Genomic DNA, 19,482 nt, shown 5'->3' on the forward strand with positions numbered 1-19,482 from the left:
GGAAGTTTCTGGCGCACCGGACATCTCGGGCACGCTATGTCGCACATCACGTTTCCGGAGGTCCGCGAGGGCTTACTCTTACTTCGAGTAACGATATACCGCGCGACGGGGACCGCGCGACGTCGATCAGAGGGGGAAACACAGCATGACCAGCACCATCACATCAGGAGACACACGGACCGACGCTGTCGCCGCCCGCGCGGCACACCTGTTCGACACCGACGCCGAGGTGCGCGCCGCGGCCGCCGATCCCGCGGTGTCGGCACAGGTGGCGGACCTGACGCCCGATCTGCACGCCATGGTCGAGTTGGTCATGGACCGCTACGCAGACCGGCCCGCGCTGGGTCGCCGGGCGTACGACGTCGAGCCCGCGGACGACGGTCGCCGGGTGCGTCGGCTCCAGCAGCGCATGGACACCATCACCTATGAATCGCTGTGGTCCGATGCCCTCGATCTCGCGACCGCACTCGGCGACGTCGCCACTCCGGACACCTTCGTCGCGACCCTGGGATTCGCCGGTGCCGACTACGTCGTCGCCGAACTGGCGACGGTCCGGACCGGTGCCGTTGCCGTTCCCCTCCAGTCCGGCGCCGCTCCCGAACGCCTCGCCGACATCGCCGCCGAGGTCGAGCCTGTCGCACTCGTCGTCGACAACGAACAGTTGTCCACCGCCACGGCTGTGGCCGCCGCGTGCCCGAGCATCCGCCGCATCGTCGTCCTCGACCACGACGACCGTGTGGACGACGACGAGGACCGCCTCGCCGAGGCTCGACGATCCGCACCGGGCACGGTGCTCGCGATCGAGACGCTGCGGGAGGCGATCGCACGCGGTCGCACTCTCCCCGGGCTCGCCGGCCCCGAGGCCGTCGATCCCGACCGGATCGCCACGTTGATCTACACCTCCGGCAGTACCGGGACCCCGAAGGGCGCCATCCACACCCAGCGCATCGTCTCGCGCCTGTGGTCGACGTCCCACTGGTACGACCAGAGCGCGGAGTCCGACGAGGCCGGGCGACCCGGTGCGATCACGCTGGACTACCTGCCCATGAGCCATCTCGCCGGGCGCGCGGTGGTGTTCACGACCCTGGCAGCCGGCGGCATCGTGTACTTCGCGAGTTCGAGCGATCTGTCCACGCTTCTCGACGACTACGCACTCGCCCGGCCGACCGTGGCCATGCTGGTTCCCCGCGTGTGCGATCTACTGCGTCAGACAGCCCTCGGACGCATCGAGACCCGAGCGCACCGCACCGGCGAGAGCGTGGACGCCGTCCGCGCCGAGGTCCTCGAGGACATGCGATCCACCACTCTCGGTGGCCGCATCCTCTCCGCAGTGGTGGGTACCGCGCCGACCTCCCCCGAGGTCATCGACTTCGTCTCCGAACTCCTGGACACGACGGTGCAGAACAATTACGGCTCCACCGAGGCCGGCATGGTGTTGTTCGACGGCGTCGTCCAGCGGCCGCCGGTGCTCGAGTACCGCCTCGACGACGTTCCGGAGCTCGGGTACGCGGTGACCGACCGCCCCTACCCGCGCGGTGAGCTTCTCCTCAAGACCGATTCCCTCGTGCCCGGCTACTACAAGCGGCCGGACGTGACGGCCGAGATGTTCAGTGCGGACGGCTTCTACCGCACCGGCGACGTGGTCGCGGAGACGGAGCCGGACCATCTCGTGTACGTCGATCGCCGCAAGAACGTGCTGAAACTGGCGCAGGGCGAGTTCGTCGCCCTCTCGCGCCTGGAGTCGATCTACGCGTCCGCCGACGCCGTCGACCAGATCCATCTGCACGGCAGCGGCGAGCGGTCCTACCTCCTCGCCGTGGTCGTGCCCGCCGACGGAGCCGACACCGCCACCGTGCTCGACTCCCTGCAGGCGCTCGCGCGCGAGGAGCAGCTCGAGTCCTACGAGGTCCCGCGCGACATCGTCCTGGCCGCGGAGCCCTTCACGCAGGAGAACGGTCTGCTCTCGGGAGCGAACAAGCAGCTGCGTCCCGCTCTGACGGCGCGCTACGGCGAGGCGCTCGAGGACAGGTACCGCGAGATCGACGAGGGCCAGACGGCGAAGATGAGCGAACTACGCCGCCGCGGCGCCGACGCACCCGTCCTGGAGACCGTCGGCGAGGCCGCCGCGGCGTTGCTGGGATGCGCCGGCACGGAGGTCTCACCCGATGCGCACTTCACCGACCTCGGCGGTGACTCGTTGTCCGCGTTGACGTTCGCCACCCTGCTGCAGGACATCTTCGAGGTGGACGTCCCCGTCACGGTCGTCATCGCGCCGTCGTCCGACCTCGCGGCGATCGCGACCCACATCGAGCGGCGACGCGGCGACGCGGATGCCACGGGAGCCGCGACCTTCGCCTCGGTGCACGGAGCGCACGCGACGCAGGCCCGTGCCGATCAGCTGACGCTGAGCGCCGTCCTCGGCGACGAGTTCCTCTCGTCCGCGGCTGACGTGGGACCGGTGCGCACCGACACCCGGACCGTGTTGCTCACGGGCGCCAACGGATACCTCGGGCGCTTCCTGTGCCTGGAGTGGCTCGAACGCCAGGCCGCGGTCGGCGGCACCGTCGTGTGCCTCGTGCGCGGACGCACCGCGGCGGACGCTCGTGCCCGTCTCGACACCGCGTTCGACACCGGCGACCCGGCCCTGTGGTCGCGGTGGACGACGCTGGCCGACACCGCGCTCGAGGTCGTCGTCGGCGACGTGGGCGAGGCGAACCTGGGCGTGAGCGACGAGGAGTACGCGTCGCTGGCCGAGCGGGTCGACCGCATCGTGCATCCCGCGGCGCTCGTCAATCACGCGCTGCCGTACGAGCAGTTGTTCGGCCCCAATGTGATCGGCACCGCCGAGATCGCCCGGCTCGCCCTGACGCATCACCTCAAGCCGGTGACCTACCTGTCCACCGTGGCCGTCGCGGCGGGCGTCGAGGCCTTCTCCGAGGACGGCGACATCCGCGAGATCAGTCCGGTCCGCGCCCTCGACGAGTCGTACGCCAACGGATACGGCACCTCCAAGTGGGCGGGTGAAGTGGTGCTGCGCAACGCCTCCGACGCCTTCGGACTCCCCGTGACCGTCTTCCGTTCGGACATGATCCTGGCACACCCCCGGTGGACCGGTCAGCTCAACGTCCCGGACATCTTCACCCGCACGGTGCTGTCGCTGATCGCCACCGGAATCGCCCCGGAGACGTTCTACCGGCAGGACACGGGCGCACCCGTCGACGATGCAGGGCGGCCGCGCGCACACTACGACGGACTCCCCGCCGATTTCACCGCAGCGGCGATCACCGAGCTCGGTGGCAGCGCGACGTCGGGACACCGGACTTTCGACGTGCTCAATCCGCACGACGACGGCATCTCTCTCGACACCGTCGTCGACTGGATCATCCAGTCCGGCAGAACGATTCGGCGTATCGCTGACTACGACACGTGGTTCGCCGAGTTCTCCGACGCGCTCGAGTCCCTGCCGTCGGCGCAGCGGTCCGCCTCGGTGCTGCCGCTGCGGCACGCCTACGCGCGGCCGGACCTGCCGACCGCCGGGTCACCCCTGCCGGCCGAGGTGTTCCGTGCCGCGGTCCGCGACACGTCGACACCGGGGTCGGCACTGGCGGACATCGACGACATCCCGCACCTGTCGCGCGATCTCGTCGCGAAGTACGTGCGTGATCTCGAGGCGCTGGGGTTGATCCCGACGCTCTGACAGCCGATCAGCGTCCGGTGCGTGACCGAACGAGCCGGACGGCGGGATCGAGGATCCGATGGCGTGCGAGCGCGAACACTGTCCCCACGGGGGAGCTCGCACCGCCACCGGATCCTCGCCGCGCCGCGGTGAAAGCGTCGATCCCGTTGCGCTGCAACGACGACAGCATCGTCTTCGCCACGGGCCGAGCCGGATCCGGATCCTTGCCGGCTCCCATCAGATGCAACTGATCGGTGTGCCACTGCAGATCGAGCAGTCCCCCCAGCGACCGGACCGAGCGGTGGGTCGCGAAGCGGGCCGGCACCGGAACGGAGATGGACGGGCTGGGCAGTACGCTGACGGTGCCGTCGAGAACGTCCCGTGCCGCTCCGGGCAGGACGGCGGTCGGGCGGCCGAGTCCCACCATCTGACACGCACCGGACCGCACCGCGTCCGACATTCCGTCGCGCGTGCGGAACCCACCGGTCACGGCGAGCGGGATGTGGGGAGCGAGGTCGCGCACCGTGACGGCGTAGTCGAGGAAGTACGCCTCGCGCGACGCCGTACTGGCCGACACCGCGGTGCCCATCATCGCGGGCGACTCGTAGCTGCCGCCGCTGATCTCGATGAGATCGACCGGCAGATCACCGATCATCGAGACCACCTCACGGGACTCGTCCTCGCTGAAACCGCCGCGCTGGAAGTCGGCCGAGTTGAGTTTGATGCCGACGGCGAAGCCCGGGGAGACGGCGGCCCGTACTCGTCGCACCACCTCGAGCAGGAAACGCGCACGGCCCTCGATGTCGCCGCCCCACTCGTCGGTCCGTAGGTTCGTCAGGGGCGAGAGGAACTGGCTGACGAGATAACCGTGGGCGGCGTGGATCTGCACTCCGTCGAACCCCGCCTCCTCGGCCACCGCGGCCGTCGTCGCGAACCGCGACAGGATGTCCTCGATCTCCGCGCCGCTGGCCGCGCGGGGCGCCGGGATCCCGGGGATGTCCAGGCCCACCGCGGACGGCGCCAGGGTGCCGCCGACCGTCGTCACCGGGTTGCCCTGACGGCCGGGGTGGTTGATCTGCATCCAGATCGGACTGCCACCGTCCTGCGCCGTCTTCGCCCAGCGGGAGAGGGCGTCCAGGTCGCGTCCGTCCGCGACCGCGACGTTGCCGGGCTCGCCCAGATGCCGGTGGTCGACCATGACGTTCCCGGTGACGAGGAGCCCGTAGCCACCATCGCCCCAGCGGCGGTAGAGACGCGACAGTCTCTCGTCCGGGGCGTTGTCACGGGTACCCAGCGCTTCGCTGAGCGCGGACTTCATGATCCGGTTCGGCAGGACCTGCCCGTTGGGCAACGTCAGCGGTGCGGACAGCGACACGTCAGGCATGGAACCCCTCGTCGGGTGAATGGGTGGGTGGATCCGTTCCCCGGAGTACACCAGATGTGGTGTGATGATAGCTGTCATCACTTGCCGCGGTGTCCGTGAACGGGCGCCCCACCACTCGGGAGCGCGATGCGCAGCGTCACGGTCGTCATCATCGGCAGCGGGTTCGGTGGGCAGTGCGCCGCCATCGAACTGCTGCGTCGCGGCATCGACGACATCGTCGTCCTGGAACGACGCGAGTTCGCCGGCGGAACCTGGCGGCAGAACTCCTACCCCGGAGCGGCCGTCGACGTGCAGAGCCCGCTCTACTCGATCGCGTCCGAGCCGTACGACTGGTCGCAGATGTTCGCGGTGCAGAGCGAGCTCGAGGACTACACCCGCCACGTCTTGGACAAGCACGGTCTCGACGATCTCACCGTGCTCGGCGCCGAGGTGCAGCGCATCGAGTGGGTCGACGACTCCTGGCACGTCACGACCACAGCGGGTGACTATCGTGCGCAGTTCGTGGTCAACGCGACCGGGCCGCTCAGCACGCCTGTCGTTCCGCCCTTCCCGGGTCGCGAGAGTTTCGCGGGCGCCCAGTTCCACACCAACGCGTGGGACCACGACGTCCCCCTCGCCGGCGCGCGTGTCGCCATCGTCGGCAGTGGCGCGAGCGCGGCGCAGATCATCCCGGCCGTTCAGCCCGAGGTGGGTGAGCTCCACGTCTTCCAGCGGTCCCCGCACTGGGTGATGCCCCGACCCGATCGGAAGTTTCGACCCTGGGAACGCCGTGCCCTGCGGGTGGGCTTCGCGCGTCGAGCACTGCGCGCGGCCATCTACTGGAAGCTCGAGGCCCGGATCATCGGCTTCAAGTACTCGAAGGTCGGCCTCTGGCTGTTCGCCGAGCGTCACGCACGGAATCTGCTCCGCGACCAGGTGGCGGACCCCGATCTCCGGGCCAGGCTGACACCGGACTACACGATCGGGTGCAAGCGGATCATCCTGTCCAACACGCTGTATCCCGCCATCAGCTCCGCGAACACGACGCTCCACGACCGTGACGACGGCATCGCCGAAGTCACCCCCACCGGCATCACCACCGCGACGGGGCGCGAGATCCCCCTCGACGTGATCGTGTGGTCCACCGGATACGACGCCACCGACGGCGTCATCTCCTACCCGGTCATCGGCCGGAACGACACCGCGCTCCGCGACGTGTGGTCCGACTACCCGAGGGCCTATCTGGGCACGACCGTCCCCGACTTCCCGAACCTGTTCATCGTCACCGGACCGAACACCGGGATCGGCCACACGAGCGCCATCTTCGTCATCGAGGCCCAGATGCGGTACATCATGTCGGCCATCGAGCACGCTCGGCGGACGTCGTCGCGCACGGTGGAGGTCACCCGCGCCGCCGAGGAGCGCTACACCGCGATGATCCACGACGAGATGACACGCACAGTGTGGCAGAACGGTGGCTGCACGAGCTGGTACAAGTCCGCGTCCGGACGCGTGATCGCCATGTTCCCCGGCTTCAGCTTCACCTACCGCAGACTGGCCGGCTCGTTCCGGGACGACGACCACGTCCTGCGGCCCGCGTCGACCGACACCGAGGCAGTGGCAGCGTCATGACCTCCGGCACCACGGGCATGTTCCGGAGATCCCCGCGGCTCCGCCTCGACGGGCGCGTGGCCGTCGTGACGGGGGCCGGCGGCGGCATCGGATCCGCCGTCGCACGCGAACTCGTCTCCCGCGGCGCCGCGGTCGCGCTGCTCGACGTCGCTCCGTCCGTCGACGACGTCGCTCGTGCCCTGGGCGACCGGGCGATCGCCCTCCGCGTGGACGTGACGTCTCCCGACGAACTCCGTGCGGCCGTCGCCACCGTCCACGACCGGTTCGGCGGGATCGACGTGGTGCACGCCAACGCGGGCATCTCGAGCGGCGACACCGCGTACACCGTGGCTACCGTTCCCGACGGTGTCTTCGAGCGTGTCGTCTCGGTCAACCTGAACGGCGTGTGGAACACGATCCGGGCGACACTGCCGGACATCGTCGCCGCCCGCGGCCACGTGCTGATCACATCGTCGACCTACGCCTATCTCAACGGCCTGGCGAACGCTCCGTACGCCGCGACCAAGGCCGCGGTGGAGCAGATCGGTCGCGCCCTGCGTGCAGAGCTCGCTCACACGGGCGCGACCGCGGGGATTCTGTACCCGGGGTGGGTCGCGACCCCCATCGCTGACGTGGCTTTCGGCGCCGACGACATCGCGACCGCTCTGGTGGCGCGAGCCTTCCCCGCACCCCTTCTCACGCCCATCTCCCCCGAGGCTCTCGCGGCGGGAGCGGTGGACGGTATCGAGCGACGAGCAGCACGGATCCAGCTTCCGGGACGGTGGCGGGCCTATTCGGCGATGCGCGGGACAGCGAACCCGCTGTCCGATCTCGTGCTGGAGAAGGACCGGACGATCCGGACGCTCGTCGCGCGGCTCGAACGTCGAGAGCCCTGATTCGGCTATTTCCCCGTTTGTGACCCCCACACTGGTCATCAGCACCACCAGTGTCCGTTGTCACGGGTATCGTTCCGACGCATGACGCTCGCCGCGCTGCTCCGGGAATGCTGGACCGCCCAGCGTGACACGCAGCAGTTGCGGCTGTTCGTGGAGTCGCGCGGTCTCGCGCGATGGATGCGCGGTCTGATCTCCTGCCTCACCCTCGTCGTCACGGCCATCGCGATCCTGTCGCTCGGATCGCCGTCCGGGGCGCAGGGTCTCGTCGACCGCGCGGTCGTCGTCGTGACCATCGTGGGCGGAATCGGCTGGGCCGTGCGCTGGAACGTCGCGCACTGGCCGTCCTTCCGCGAGTCCGTCGTCTTCTTCGCCTACGCCGACATCGCCATCGCCGTGGTCTGCTTCCTCGACTCGAGTTCGCTCGCGGGTCTGAGCGGCGCCGGACTCCTGGTGCTCCTCGGGACCTACGCGACCTTCCTGCTGGGGCCACGAGTGTTACTCGTGCACGTCCTGTGGTGCGCGTTCTCCATCACGGTCCTCGCCGTGAAGGTCGCGCTCGATCCCGAGTACGACCTCACCATCGCCGTCGCGAAGGCGATCATGCTGACCGTCGTCGGCGTGGTGGTCCCCCTCGTGATCGAGCTGGGTGTCCATCTCATCCGCGTCGACGCGGACAAGTCGTTGACCGATCCGCTCACAGGCCTCAGCAACCGCCGGGGGCTCGAGTCCCGACTGATGCTCCTCGCCGACGACATGCGTTCCACGACCACCCGCGCCGCCGCTGCCCACCCGGTGGCTGCCGTGATCGTGCTCGACCTCGACAAGTTCAAGGCGATCAACGACGAACTCGGGCACAACGTCGGCGACGAGGTGCTGGTGCGCGTCGGACACAGCCTGGTGCGCGCAGCGGGACCCACCGCCGTGGTCACACGCCACGGCGGCGAGGAATTCCTCGTCTTCGATCTGTACGACGACGCGCTCGCGGCGTTGCGGGCCGCCCGCGCCGTCCGCGACGCGGTGGCGGAGAGGATCCCGGGGCCGGCGGTCACCGCCAGTGTCGGACTCGCGATGGCGAGCACGACCGCCCTGCTGCACGATCGCCGGCGCCTGTCGGCCACACTCACCGAGCTCGTCGATCGGGGCGACACCGCGATGTACCGGGCGAAGCGATCGGGTGGGCACTGCGTCGCCGTGGACGGGGGAACGGCGCGCGGTCTCGCGTCGACCGGTTGAATGGTGGCGTGACCGATCCATCGCCCGCACGTACCTACGGCGGGGAGAGCGCCGAGGAGCGCACGGCTCGTCGCCGGCGCCAACTGCTCGACGCGGGGCGCGCGTCCTTCGGATCGGTGGGTTTCCGAGCGTCGACGGTGCGCGGCATCTGTCGTGACGCGCATGTCGCCGATCGCTACTTCTACGAGCTGTTCCCCACTCTCGAGGACCTCCTGGTCGAGGTGTACAGCGAGTGCATCGCCACACTGACGCGATCCACCACGGCGGCGGTCGACGACCTGCCCGCCGGGACGGACCCGCTGACGCTCTCACGTCACGGCCTCGACGGCTTCTTCCGCGCCGTGGAGGACCGTGAGCTCGCACGGATCGTGTGGCTCGAGGTGCTCGGGGTGAGCCCACGGGTGGACCGCACGTATCTCGACACGATGCACGGATTCGGTGAGCTGATGGTGGGGCTCCTCGGCCGCCACACGCCGGACATTGCCGTCGGTAGTTCCCTCGACAGGTTGGCCACCGCCGCTGTCGGCGGCATCAGCCACACCGCCATGACCTGGCTCATGGACGGGTACCGAGCGGACAGAACCGATCTCGTTCACGGGACCGCCCGGTTCCTCGCCGCGGTGGTCGGTGCGGCAGAGCCCGAGTAATTCGGTCGACGCGGTCCCCTCTCGGGTGTTTCAGTGGTGCGAACCGACCACCGGGAAGGCCGGAGGCAGGCCGACATCGAACCGACCACGACACGAGGACGCACGCATGTATCCCACCGATCCCGACGTGTTCCTGCTCGTCCGACGGCAGGAACACGCGACCTTCACCCGCGACGCCGAGCACCGGCGCGTGGCTCGCGCCCGCGCACGCCTCGCCCACGACGAACTCCGCGTCCAGCGCGCATGGGAGGAACTGACGGCGGCACTGGCCGAGTCCGCGCAGTCGCGGCAGTCCCTGGCCGACCTGGTGCACAGCAGCCGCTGAGTCAGCGTTCGTTGCCCCGAAGTTCGATGCCCCGAAGGAGGATGTCGACGGCGGCCTCGATGGTGGCGTCGTCGGGCAGCGTCCCGTACATCAGCGTCGGGCAGACCACGGAGCCGGACAGCATGGACACCGCCGCCTCGAGCTCCGGGCCCTGGATCACCGCACCGAGCATCTGCCGAGTGTGCTTCTCGCCGTCGTCGACGATGCGGCGGCGCACCCGGCCGATCTCGGCGACGGTGGCCCCCCACTGCGCCATGGCCATGAGCACGCGATCGAGGCGCTGCGTGGCGATGGCGTCGCGGAGCATCCGCAGCTCACCGATCAGGTCCGTGCGGACGTCGCCGACCAGGTCGTGATGCGGCATGTCGCCGATCGCCTCGAGAGCCATGGTGAGCAGGTCGGAACGGGACGGCCAGTGCGTGTACAGCGTGGTCTTGGAGTAACCGGCCACCCGTGCGACGTGCGCGTGGGTCACCGCCTCCCACCCCTCGCCTGTCAGCACCTCGAGCGCGGCGCGCGAGACGTCCGCGCGTGTGCGAGCGACGCGGGCGTCCTCTGCCACGGCGTCGGGCTCTGTTCCGATTCCGTTCTCGTCCGACGGGGTATCACTCATCACGTCACTCACCTCCTCGGTCGCTGTGCTTCGAAATTCGGGCATCGAAGTTCGAGGGTTGAAGTTACGCGAATTTCGGGTGCAGACCTATTGAACTAAATGTTCATTACTGTACTGTTGGACCAGCTTCGTGCACGGCATTTCGACCGCGAACTCCCCCACCATCATTCGCGACGGGTCATCCGTCGCCTCGGGCCTCGGCGCAGCACAGCGTCGGGCCGGTCCACGGAAGGACACCGATGTCTGCCATCCTCTTCGGCTCCATCAGCACTCTCGCCGACACGTCCGAGCTCCAGCGACGCGCCTTCAACGAGGCGTTCTCCTCGCACGGGCTCGACTGGAACTGGTCACGCGACGACTACCGGTCCATGCTCGGTTCCAACGGCGGCGCGAACCGGATCGAGGACTTCGCGGCGTCCGAGGGCGTCGAGGTCGACGCCTCCGCGGTGCACGCGACCAAGTCGGAGATCTTCCGGTCCCTCCTCTCCTCGGCCGGTGTGAGCCCGCGACCCGGCGTCGTGGACACCATCGCCGCGGCGAAGAAGTCGGGCGCCAAGCTCGGCTTCGTCACGACCACGTCGAAGGAGAACGTCGACGCCGTGCTCGAGGCGCTGTCCCCCGAGGTCACTCGCGACTCCTTCGACGTCCTCGTCGACGCGGACGACGTCGAGCAGGGCAAGCCCGACCCCGCGTCCTACGCCTTCGCCCTCGACAAGCTGGGCGAACAGCCCTCCGCCTGCGTCGCGATCGAGGACAACGCCGGTGGTGTGGCCGCCGCAGCCGCAGCCGACATCACCTGCGTCGCGTTCCCGAACGAGAACACGGCCGGCAGCGACTTCTCCTCGGCATCGGAGACAGTCGAATCCCTCGACCCCGCTCGCATCGAATCTCTGGTGACGGCTCGACAGTGACCTTCACCGGTCGACTCCACACCCTGTCGAGTCACATCCACGCCAACCCCGGTTCACCCGTCGAGCGCGATGCTCGCGAACCGTTTTCCTCGGGAGAGAAGTAGTGAGCAACCTCCAGGCACGTGTCACCGCAGACGATCGCACCTTCCACGTCGAGGGATACGAGAAGATCGAGTACGACCTCGTGTACGTCGACGGCGTCTTCGACACCGCGAACACCGAGCTCGCGGACAGCTACCGGCCGTACGGCCGCTGCCTGATGGTGGTGGACGACAGCGTCCTCGCGCTGTACGGCGACGCGATCCACACCTATTTCCGCCATCACGACATCGCGCTGACCATCGTCCCGGTGCAGATCCGCGAGACGGCGAAGTCGATCGAGACCTTCGAGCGGATCGTGGGCGAGTTCGATCGCTTCGGCCTGGTGCGCACCGAGCCCGTCCTGGTCGTCGGCGGCGGACTCACGACGGACGTCGCCGGCTTCGCGTGCGCCAGCTACCGCCGGAACACGCCGTACATCCGCATCCCCACGACGCTGATCGGTCTCATCGACGCCAGCGTCAGCATCAAGGTCGCCGTCAACTACGGCAAGCACAAGAACCGTCTGGGCGCGTACCACGCCTCGCAGAAGGTGTTGCTGGACTTCAGTTTCCTGGGCACCCTGCCGGAGGACCAGGTCCGCAACGGCATGGCGGAACTCATCAAGATCTCCGTCGTGGGCAATCTCGAGATCTTCGAGATGCTCGAGAAGCACGGCCCGGAGCTGCTCGCGACGCGTTTCGGTCACCTCGACGGCACCGCGGAACTGCGCGAGATCGCCGACCGCCTCACCTACAAGGCCATCGCGACCATGCTGGACCTGGAAGCGCCCAACCTCCACGAGATCGACCTCGATCGCGTGATCGCTTTCGGCCACACCTGGAGTCCGACGCTCGAGCTCACCCCGCCCGCGCCGTTCTTCCACGGACACGCCATCAACATCGACATGGCGCTGTCCACCACCCTCGCGGAGCAGCGCGGCCACATCACGGCCGACGACCGCGACCGCGTGCTCGGCGTCATGAGCGGGATCGGGCTCGCGCTCGACAGCTCGTACCTGACGGCCGACCTGCTCGCCGAGGCCACGTCGTCCATCCTCAAGACCCGAGACGGGATTCTCCGCGCGGCGGTGCCGGCGCCCATCGGGTCCTGCGAATTCCTGAACGACGTGACCGTCGACGAGCTGTCGGACACGCTCACCCTGCACAAGAAGATCTGCCTCGAGCACGACCGCGACGGCGACGGCGTGGACATGTTCACCGCGCCGCAACCGGAGGTCGCGGTCGGTTCGTCCCACGATGAGTGATGCACGGCCGGTCACACCGACCACCATCGCCGCGGCCGAGCTGACGGAGCTGTGCCGGGACCTCGACGACCTCGGGGTCCCGGCAGCCGTTCTCGGCCGCGCTCGGCGTGCGCGTGACGTGATCGCGGGCCTCGACCCGTACCTGGACGAGTGCACCACCCCGGAATCACCCGCTCTCGCGGATCTGGCCGCACGCACCCGATCCGCGGAATGGTCCGGCAGCGCGCTCGAGCAGGAGATGCTGTCCGGCCACGTCGAGGGCCGTTTCCTCGACTTCCTCGTGCGGATGACCCGCGCCACGTCGGTCCTCGAGATCGGCATGTTCACGGGGTACTCCGCTCTCGCCATGGCCGAGGCACTTCCACCCGGCGGAAGCATCGTCGCCTGTGAACTGGACGAACCCGTCGCGGCGTTCGCCCGACAGTGCTTCGACGCGTCGTCGGCAGGCGACGCGATCGAGATTCTCGTCGGTCCTGCGGCGGAGTCCCTCACCCGTCTCGCCGACGAGGGACGCCGGTTCGACCTGGTGTTCATCGATGCCGACAAGGCCGGGTACCTCGGATACCTGACGGCGCTTCTCGACTCCGAGCTGCTGACGCCGGACGCCGTGGTCGCCGTCGACAACACACTCCTGCAGGCCGAGCCGTACCTCGGTACGGCCATGTCGGACAACGGTTCCGCCATCGCGGAGTTCAATCGCGCCGTGGCGGCGGACCCCCGCGTCGAGCAGGTCCTGGTCCCGATGCGGGACGGACTGACGCTCATCCGTCGATCGAGTGCGTCGTGACGAGCGTCGGCCGGTCCGTGGCGGTCCTCGTCGGCTCGCTCGTCACCGCCCCGCTCGACCTCGTGCCCGTCCTGGCGGCGCTAGCCCGACCGCGCACGGCACCCGGTTCGCCTGCCGCACAACGTAGGACGGTCGTGATCAACGGCGGCAAGATGACCAAGGCGCTACAACTCGCGAGATCGTTCCACGGCGCCGGCCACCGGGTGGTACTGGTCGAATCGGCCAAGTACCGGTACACCGCGCATCGGTTCTCCCGAGCGGTGGACGTGTTCCACACCGTCCCCGAGGCGTCGGAACCCGGATATGCGCGCGCGATCGCCGACATCGTGCTGAGCGAGAGAGCGGACGTGTTCGTGCCGGTGTCGAGTCCGGCGTCCAGCGTGCCGGACGCTGAGGTCGGTCGTCTGCTCGACGGGCGGTGCGACGTCGTCCACGTCGACTCGGCCACCGTGCGCATGCTCGACGACAAGGTGCAGTTCTCGAAGGTCGCGGAGTCGCTCGGTCTGCGCGTGCCGGAATCACACCTCGTCACCGACCGTCGGCAGGTCGAGGACTTCGACTTCCCCGACGGCCGTACCTACATCCTCAAGCGCATCGCGTACAACCCGGTGGGTCGTATGGACCTCACGCCGTTGACGGGACGGGACCGCGCGGCGAATGCCGCGTTCGTCTCCGGGCTCGACATCTCGGACGAGGATCCGTGGATCATGCAGGAGTTCGTCACCGGTCAGGAGTACTGCACCCACTCGACTGTCCGCAACGGGCGCGTGCAGGTGTACGGGTGCTGCGAGTCGTCGGCGTTCCAGATCAACTACGCCATGGTGGACAAGCCCGAGATCCGTTCGTGGGTGGAGCATTTCGTCGGCGAGCTCGGGCTCACGGGCCAGGTGTCCTTCGACTTCATCGAGGCGGCGGACGGCCACGCCTACGCCATCGAGTGCAATCCGCGAACGCATTCGGCCATCACCATGTTCCACGATCACCCGGACGTGGCGGCTGCGTACCTCGACGACGGGCACCCCGTCATCACGCCGCTCCCGTCCGCCCGGCCGACCTACTGGATCTACCACGAGATCTGGCGGCTGCTCACCCAGCCTGGCCGCCTCGCCCGCGCACGCACCATCGCCACCGGGAAGGACGCGGTGTTCACGCGGTGGGATCCGTTGCCCTACTTCATGCTTCACCACCTCCACATGCCGTCGCTGATCTGGGCGAACCTTCGCGCCGGTCGCTCGTGGAGCCGCATCGACTTCAACATCGGCAAACTCGTGGAGGCCGGCGGTGACTGACGACACGGCTTTCGTCCACCCGACCGCACGGGTGACCGTGCTGCACCTCGCGGGGTCCGCCGAGGACGAGTTCCACTCGGACCTGTCGCGGGTGTACGCCTCGGACGCGCTGTCCGCGCTCGCCGATCCCGCACGGTACGAGTTCCACGTCGCACTGGTCTCGCCCGACCGCACGTGGCGCTTCCCGGTCGATCTCACCGACGACGCGGTGGCGGGGGCTCCGCCTCTGTCGCTCGCGGACGCGCTGCGTCACATCGAGGCTCTGGGTGTCGACGTCGTCGTGCCGCAGATGTTCTGCCTGCCCGGCATGACGTCCTACCGGGCGCTGGTCGACGTCGTGGGTCTCGCTCTGCTGGGCAACACCGCCGACGTGATGGCACTCGCGGCGGACAAGGCGCTGACCCGAGCGGTGGTCGCTGCGGCGGGCGTTCCGGTGCCGGAGGGCCACGTCGTCGTCGTGCCCCCGGACGCACCACGGTCAGGCACGCGGTCGCCCGTCCCGTTACCAGTGGTCGTCAAGCCGGTGGACTCCGACAACTCGGTGGGGGTGTCGCTCGCGCGCACTCCTGACGAGTACACCGACGCGCTCGCGGACGCTGCGCGGTTCTCCCGCCGGGTGCTGGTGGAGCGCTACGTCGAGTTGGGACGTGAGGTGCGCTGCGGCATCGTCGTGGTGGACGGTGAACCGGTGTGCCTGCCGCTCGAGGAGTACGCCGTGGACGCGGACGATCGTCCGATCCGCACACGCGAGGACAAGTTGTCCCGCGACGAGGACGGGGCGCTGTACCTGGTGGCCAAGAACGCCACGAAGGCGTGGATCGTCCCCGAGGACGATCCGATCACCGAGCGGATCCACGCGGTGGCCCTCGAGTGCCACCGAGCGCTGGGGTGTCGGCACTACAGCCTCTTCGACTTCCGGGTGGACCCCGACGGTCGACCGTGGTTTCTCGAGGCAGGCCTGTACTGCTCCTACGCGCGGGGCAGCGTGGTCGCGGTGATGGCCGCGGCCGCGGGAATACCTCTCGAGGACCTGTTCGCCGCAGGACTGCGCGAACTCTCGATCGAAGGAGCACGATGATGCGACACACCACCCTCGAACCCGTCGGCGCACTCGTCGAGGACGTCCGGGTGGAGGACCTCGACGCGGCGGGAATCGACGAGACACGCCGCCTCGCAGCAGATCACGGCGTCGTCGTCTTCCGGGGGCAGTCGCTCGACGACGACCGTTTCACCGAGTTCCTCCGTGCGTTCGGCGACCTCGTGTTCACCGAGGGCGAGACACCGGTCCCCGGACACCCGGATCTCAACGTCATCAGCAATGTCGGTCGCACGACGACGCCGCGCTCCACCTTCCACGTGGACACGAGCTATGTGGCACACCCACCGGCGTACACCTCGCTCCGTGCGGTCACCGTGCCGTCGGAGGGAGGACAGACCGTCTTCAGCAACCAGTACCGCGCGTGGGACACACTGCCCGACGACCTTCGCGACGAACTCGTCGACCGCACGCTCACGCACGTCGTGACCGGTCTCGATCTCGCCGACGATGCCGAGTCGTCCGCAGTGCATCCGCTCGTGGCGACCCATCCGATCAGTGGACGGCGCTCGCTCTACCTGTCGACTCCCGCGCGATGCGCGTCGATCAGCGGGATGTCGCCCGACGAGACCGCCGAGACCGTCCGGTTCCTCTACGACCACTCCACTGCGGAGGACAACGTGCACCGGCACACGTGGCAGCCGGGCGACGTCGTCTTGTGGGACAACCGGTGCGTCATGCACCGGGCCGACCACAGCGGAGTGGTGGGCGACCGGGTGATGCACCGCGGGATGGCAACCGACGGTCGCGCTCGCTCCTGACGCCGATCGTCAGCGCGCCAGGACAGCGGCCCCTCGCCGCACCACCATGTCGCGGAAGGCGAGGGCCTGCGCCGGCAGGGTGCGTGCGGGCCACACCACGCCGATGCGCCGCCGCGCCGCGGGGTCGTTCACCGCAATGTCGACCGTGGGAAGCGGGCCGGCGGGAGCGGTCGTGCGAGGGAGGACGCTGACGCCGAGGCCCGCCCCGACCAGCCCGCGCACGGTGTGGATGTCCTGCCCCTCGAAGGCGATGGTCGGGGCCATTCCCGCAGCGGCCCACAGTGTCTCGCAGAGAGAACGCATGCCGTACCCGTGTTCCATCGCCACGTACGGGTCGTCCGCCGTCTCCACGAGGTCCACCGATCGGCGGCCCGCCAGTCGGTGATCGGACGGGACGACCAACACGAGCCTCTCGTCGTACAGCCCGAAGGACGTGTCGGTGCCGTGTTCGGTGCCGAGCGCCACGAATGCGAGGTCCGCGCTCCCGTCCTCCAGTCTGTCGAGGCACCGGGCCCGCGCGCCCTGGTCGAGGGTGAACGTGACGGCGGGATGATCGGCGAGGAAGCGCTTGATGAGCAGCGGGAGCACGCCCTCGCCGACCGTGTTCTGGAAGCTGACCGAGATGCGGCCACGAGTGCGGGCGTCCTGCTCGGTCATGGCGTCGAGCCCGGCCTCGAGTTCGCGGACCGCCCGGTCGAGGAAGGGCATCAGTGCACGTCCCGCAGGCGTGAGGGCGATGCCCCGACCACGACGCTCGACGACCGCCACTCCCAACGCGGCCGAGGCGCGGGCGAGTTGCCGGCTCACCGTCGGCTGCGGGAGGCCGAGGACGTGCGCCGCCTCGGTGATGTGTTCGGTCTCCGCCACGGCGAGCAGTGTCGGGATCAGAGGCAGGAGTGCCTCGGCTTCCTCACGCATGAATCGAACGATACGTCACGATCATGATTGTGCGAGATGCAATGCATTGGACGAATAGGTCGCGTCCGGCCTACCGTCGGATCCCGTGACCATCGACGAGGCGACCGACACCGACTGGGACGGACACACCCGTGGGTCCCGCGAGTACCGCAGGCTCGTCGCCGGGCTGCTTCTCGCCGGTGTCGCCACTTTCGCCCAGCTGTACTCCGTCCAGGGCATCCTCCCGCTCATCGCCTCGAACCTCTCGATCACGCCGTCGCAGTCCTCGCTCGCGGTGGGCTGCGCCACGGTCGGCGTCGCGGTCGCCGTACTGCCGTGGTCCGTGGTGGCCGACCGCGTCGGCCGGGTGCGTGCCATGAGCATCTCGATCGTCACGGCCACCGTCCTGGGCCTCGTCGTCCCGCTCTCCACGTCGTTGCCGATGCTGCTGACGGTGCGGTTCGTGGAGGGCGCCGCCCTCGGCGGGCTGCCGGCCATCGCGATCGCCTACCTCAGCGAGGAGGTGCACCGCCGGAACACCGCGGTGGCCGCGGCCACCTACGTCTCGGGCACCACGCTGGGCGGGCTGCTCGGCCGCATCGTCGCCGGACCCGTCGCCGAGTACACGAACTGGCGCATCGGAACACTGACGGTCTCGATCATCGCCGCCGTGGCCGCGATCGCCTTCCTGCGCCTCGCCCCCGCACCGCGGCGCGCGCTCCCTGCGCGGGATGGCGGCCCGGGGCTGGGGAAACGCGTCACCACACACCTCCGGGACCCCGGCATGCGCGCGCTGTTCGGGCAGGCGTTCCTGCTCATGGGCGGCTTCGTCACCGTCTACAACTATCTGGGCTTCCGCCTCGAGGCAGCCCCGTTCGGACTCCCCCAGTCGCTGATCAGCCTCATCTTCATCGCCTATCTCAGCGGAACCGTCTCGTCTCGCGTCGCCGGACAGCTGGCCGGCCGGTTCGGACGCTCCGCGGTGCTCGCCGGGTCGACGGGCGTCATGATCGCCGGGGTCGCCCTGACGATCGCGCACTCGCTGATCGTCGTACTCCTCGGCCTGGTGGTGTTCACGATGGGATTCTTCGCCGCGCACGCCATCGCGTCCGGATGGACCGGGCATCGCGCGACGGACGGTCGCGCTCAGGCGGCGTCGCTCTACAACCTCTTCTACTACGGCGGTTCGAGCATCGTCGGCTGGACGGGCGGCGTCGTGTATCAGGCCTACGGCTGGTCGGCCATGGCCGCGTTCGTCATCGCACTGGCCGTCGTCGCCGCTCTGTGGGCACTGGTCCTGCGGTCGCCCGGCGCCGAGGCTCAGTCGGCGTAGTCGCCGGGGTCCAGGATGTCGTTCATGTCGCGACGGACGAGCCGGACCATGAGCGGGAGCGGCAGGAACCGGGCCCCGAAGGCGACCTGGCGCGACCGGTGTCCGGTGACGATGCGCATCCGTCCGGACTCGACGTCCCGCACCACGCGCTCGGCCACCGCCTCGGGCGAGGTGGCGTAGTACTTCGCTGCGAACTGCTGGGATCCCTCGGCCCGCGAGATGTTGGTCGCCACGCCGCCCGGATGGACCAGGTGGACCGAGACGGTGGACCCGGCGAGTTCGGTCGCGAGGGCCTCGGTGAATCCCCGCACCGCGAACTTGCTGGCGCAGTAGTCGGTGTGGTTCGGCGTCCCCTGCAGTCCGAAGATGGAGGACACGTTCACCAGCGCAGCCGCCGGCCGCGACATCAGCTGCGGCAGGAAGGCGCGCGTCCCGTGCACCACCCCACCGAGATCGACCGCCATCACCCGGTCGTAGGACGCGTCGTCGAGATGCCAGGCGGGCCGGAAACCGCCCTCGATGCCGGCGTTGTTGACGACGTCGGTCGCCGGGCCCACCTCCCGGGCGACGCGGGCGGCGAAGGCCGCCGCGTACGCGCGGCCCATGCCGGATCCGGCTCCGGTGATCACCACCACCTTGCCTGCGAGGTCCGCCAACGGTCTCCGTCGTCCCACCATCATCTGATGATAGCTGTCATCA

17 protein-coding genes are annotated in these 19,482 nt (G+C 69.0%); 13 read left to right on the plus strand and 4 right to left on the minus strand.

Annotated elements, in window-relative coordinates; translation table 11 throughout:
• The first annotated feature begins 145 nt into the window (after nt 1-145).
• Nucleotides 146-3,697, plus strand: a complete 3,552-nt coding sequence (car, locus tag HQ308_RS08165) for a carboxylic acid reductase (protein WP_222646108.1) — start codon at nt 146-148, stop codon at nt 3,695-3,697.
• A 7-nt stretch (nt 3,698-3,704) separates the two neighbouring features.
• Here car and HQ308_RS08170 read toward each other — a convergent pair whose 3' ends face one another.
• Nucleotides 3,705-5,060, minus strand: coding sequence for an NADH:flavin oxidoreductase/NADH oxidase family protein (locus tag HQ308_RS08170; RefSeq protein WP_222646109.1), 1,356 nt, complete (start codon nt 5,058-5,060; stop codon nt 3,705-3,707).
• A gap of 126 nt (nt 5,061-5,186) precedes the next feature.
• Here HQ308_RS08170 and HQ308_RS08175 point away from each other — a divergent pair, with 126 nt between their 5' ends.
• The 5 genes from HQ308_RS08175 (at nt 5,187) to HQ308_RS08195 (ending at nt 9,751) form a co-directional block, all read left to right on the plus strand.
• Nucleotides 5,187-6,671 carry an NAD(P)/FAD-dependent oxidoreductase gene (locus HQ308_RS08175; RefSeq protein ID WP_222646110.1) on the plus strand — a complete coding sequence of 495 codons (1,485 nt, stop codon included), beginning with the start codon at nt 5,187-5,189 and terminating at the stop codon, nt 6,669-6,671.
• Entirely contained in the window at nt 6,668-7,546 is an 879-nt protein-coding gene (locus tag HQ308_RS08180) for an SDR family NAD(P)-dependent oxidoreductase (RefSeq protein ID WP_261775851.1), read from the plus strand. Before HQ308_RS08175 ends, HQ308_RS08180 begins: the two co-directional genes overlap by 4 nt.
• An 81-nt stretch (nt 7,547-7,627) precedes the next feature.
• On the plus strand, nt 7,628-8,779 hold the full coding sequence (locus tag HQ308_RS08185) for a diguanylate cyclase (protein WP_222638245.1): 1,152 nt from the start codon (nt 7,628-7,630) through the stop codon (nt 8,777-8,779).
• 8 nt (nt 8,780-8,787) lie between these two features.
• Nucleotides 8,788-9,426: a TetR/AcrR family transcriptional regulator gene (locus HQ308_RS08190; RefSeq protein WP_222646111.1), complete on the plus strand. Its 639-nt coding sequence runs from the start codon at nt 8,788-8,790 to the stop codon at nt 9,424-9,426.
• A 106-nt stretch (nt 9,427-9,532) separates the two neighbouring features.
• Nucleotides 9,533-9,751, plus strand: coding sequence for a hypothetical protein (locus HQ308_RS08195; protein WP_027503999.1), 219 nt, complete (start codon nt 9,533-9,535; stop codon nt 9,749-9,751).
• Between the two features lies 1 nt (nt 9,752).
• Here HQ308_RS08195 and HQ308_RS08200 read toward each other — a convergent pair whose 3' ends face one another.
• Nucleotides 9,753-10,364 carry a TetR/AcrR family transcriptional regulator gene (locus HQ308_RS08200; RefSeq protein WP_222646112.1) on the minus strand — a complete coding sequence of 204 codons (612 nt, stop codon included), beginning with the start codon at nt 10,362-10,364 and terminating at the stop codon, nt 9,753-9,755.
• A gap of 239 nt (nt 10,365-10,603) precedes the next feature.
• Between HQ308_RS08200 and HQ308_RS08205 the strand changes: the two genes are divergently transcribed.
• From HQ308_RS08205 to HQ308_RS08230, 6 genes are all read left to right on the plus strand, one after another.
• Nucleotides 10,604-11,275 (plus strand): HAD-IA family hydrolase, encoded by a 672-nt coding sequence (locus HQ308_RS08205; RefSeq protein WP_027504000.1) that lies wholly within the window; start codon nt 10,604-10,606, stop codon nt 11,273-11,275.
• 103 nt (nt 11,276-11,378) lie between these two features.
• Nucleotides 11,379-12,620, plus strand: a complete 1,242-nt coding sequence (locus HQ308_RS08210) for a sedoheptulose 7-phosphate cyclase (RefSeq protein ID WP_027504001.1) — start codon at nt 11,379-11,381, stop codon at nt 12,618-12,620.
• Nucleotides 12,613-13,407, plus strand: a complete 795-nt coding sequence (locus tag HQ308_RS08215; protein ID WP_222646113.1) for an O-methyltransferase — start codon at nt 12,613-12,615, stop codon at nt 13,405-13,407. Before HQ308_RS08210 ends, HQ308_RS08215 begins: the two co-directional genes overlap by 8 nt.
• Nucleotides 13,404-14,696 (plus strand): ATP-grasp enzyme, encoded by a 1,293-nt coding sequence (locus HQ308_RS08220; protein ID WP_056447245.1) that lies wholly within the window; start codon nt 13,404-13,406, stop codon nt 14,694-14,696. Before HQ308_RS08215 ends, HQ308_RS08220 begins: the two co-directional genes overlap by 4 nt.
• Nucleotides 14,689-15,774 (plus strand): D-alanine--D-alanine ligase, encoded by a 1,086-nt coding sequence (locus HQ308_RS08225; protein WP_308115719.1) that lies wholly within the window; start codon nt 14,689-14,691, stop codon nt 15,772-15,774. Before HQ308_RS08220 ends, HQ308_RS08225 begins: the two co-directional genes overlap by 8 nt.
• Complete coding sequence (locus HQ308_RS08230; RefSeq protein WP_261775854.1) at nt 15,771-16,553, plus strand: TauD/TfdA family dioxygenase; 783 nt, start codon at nt 15,771-15,773, stop codon at nt 16,551-16,553. The genes HQ308_RS08225 and HQ308_RS08230 overlap by 4 nt, the downstream gene beginning before the upstream one ends.
• Before the next feature lie 9 nt (nt 16,554-16,562).
• Here HQ308_RS08230 and HQ308_RS08235 read toward each other — a convergent pair whose 3' ends face one another.
• Nucleotides 16,563-17,471: a LysR family transcriptional regulator gene (locus HQ308_RS08235; protein WP_222646114.1), complete on the minus strand. Its 909-nt coding sequence runs from the start codon at nt 17,469-17,471 to the stop codon at nt 16,563-16,565.
• Nucleotides 17,472-17,556: 85 nt separating this feature from the next.
• Between HQ308_RS08235 and HQ308_RS08240 the strand changes: the two genes are divergently transcribed.
• Complete coding sequence (locus HQ308_RS08240; RefSeq protein WP_222638250.1) at nt 17,557-18,783, plus strand: MFS transporter; 1,227 nt, start codon at nt 17,557-17,559, stop codon at nt 18,781-18,783.
• On the opposite strand, the gene HQ308_RS08245 is transcribed toward HQ308_RS08240, so the two are convergent.
• Complete coding sequence (locus HQ308_RS08245) at nt 18,771-19,439, minus strand: SDR family oxidoreductase (protein WP_222646115.1); 669 nt, start codon at nt 19,437-19,439, stop codon at nt 18,771-18,773. The genes HQ308_RS08240 and HQ308_RS08245 overlap by 13 nt on opposite strands.
• Nucleotides 19,440-19,482: the final 43 nt, after the last annotated feature.

It is taken from the genome of Rhodococcus sp. BP-241 (assembly GCF_019836145.1).
In the GTDB taxonomy this organism is placed as follows: Bacteria; Actinomycetota; Actinomycetes; order Mycobacteriales; family Mycobacteriaceae; genus Rhodococcoides.

What these genes read in the sequence shown, in the direction of transcription:
- HQ308_RS08215 (WP_222646113.1), top strand. Translation starts at nt 12,613, where the DNA reads ATGAGTGATGCACGGCCGGTCACACCGACCACCATCGCCGCGGCCGAG.
- HQ308_RS08175 (WP_222646110.1), top strand. Translation starts at nt 5,187, where the DNA reads ATGCGCAGCGTCACGGTCGTCATCATCGGCAGCGGGTTCGGTGGGCAG.
- HQ308_RS08200 (WP_222646112.1), bottom strand. Translation starts at nt 10,364, where the DNA reads ATGAGTGATACCCCGTCGGACGAGAACGGAATCGGAACAGAGCCCGAC.
- HQ308_RS08230 (WP_261775854.1), top strand. Translation starts at nt 15,771, where the DNA reads ATGATGCGACACACCACCCTCGAACCCGTCGGCGCACTCGTCGAGGAC.
- HQ308_RS08180 (WP_261775851.1), top strand. Translation starts at nt 6,668, where the DNA reads ATGACCTCCGGCACCACGGGCATGTTCCGGAGATCCCCGCGGCTCCGC.
- HQ308_RS08235 (WP_222646114.1), bottom strand. Translation starts at nt 17,471, where the DNA reads ATGCGTGAGGAAGCCGAGGCACTCCTGCCTCTGATCCCGACACTGCTC.
- HQ308_RS08195 (WP_027503999.1), top strand. Translation starts at nt 9,533, where the DNA reads ATGTATCCCACCGATCCCGACGTGTTCCTGCTCGTCCGACGGCAGGAA.
- car (WP_222646108.1), top strand. Translation starts at nt 146, where the DNA reads ATGACCAGCACCATCACATCAGGAGACACACGGACCGACGCTGTCGCC.
- HQ308_RS08185 (WP_222638245.1), top strand. Translation starts at nt 7,628, where the DNA reads ATGACGCTCGCCGCGCTGCTCCGGGAATGCTGGACCGCCCAGCGTGAC.
- HQ308_RS08170 (WP_222646109.1), bottom strand. Translation starts at nt 5,060, where the DNA reads ATGCCTGACGTGTCGCTGTCCGCACCGCTGACGTTGCCCAACGGGCAG.
- HQ308_RS08205 (WP_027504000.1), top strand. Translation starts at nt 10,604, where the DNA reads ATGTCTGCCATCCTCTTCGGCTCCATCAGCACTCTCGCCGACACGTCC.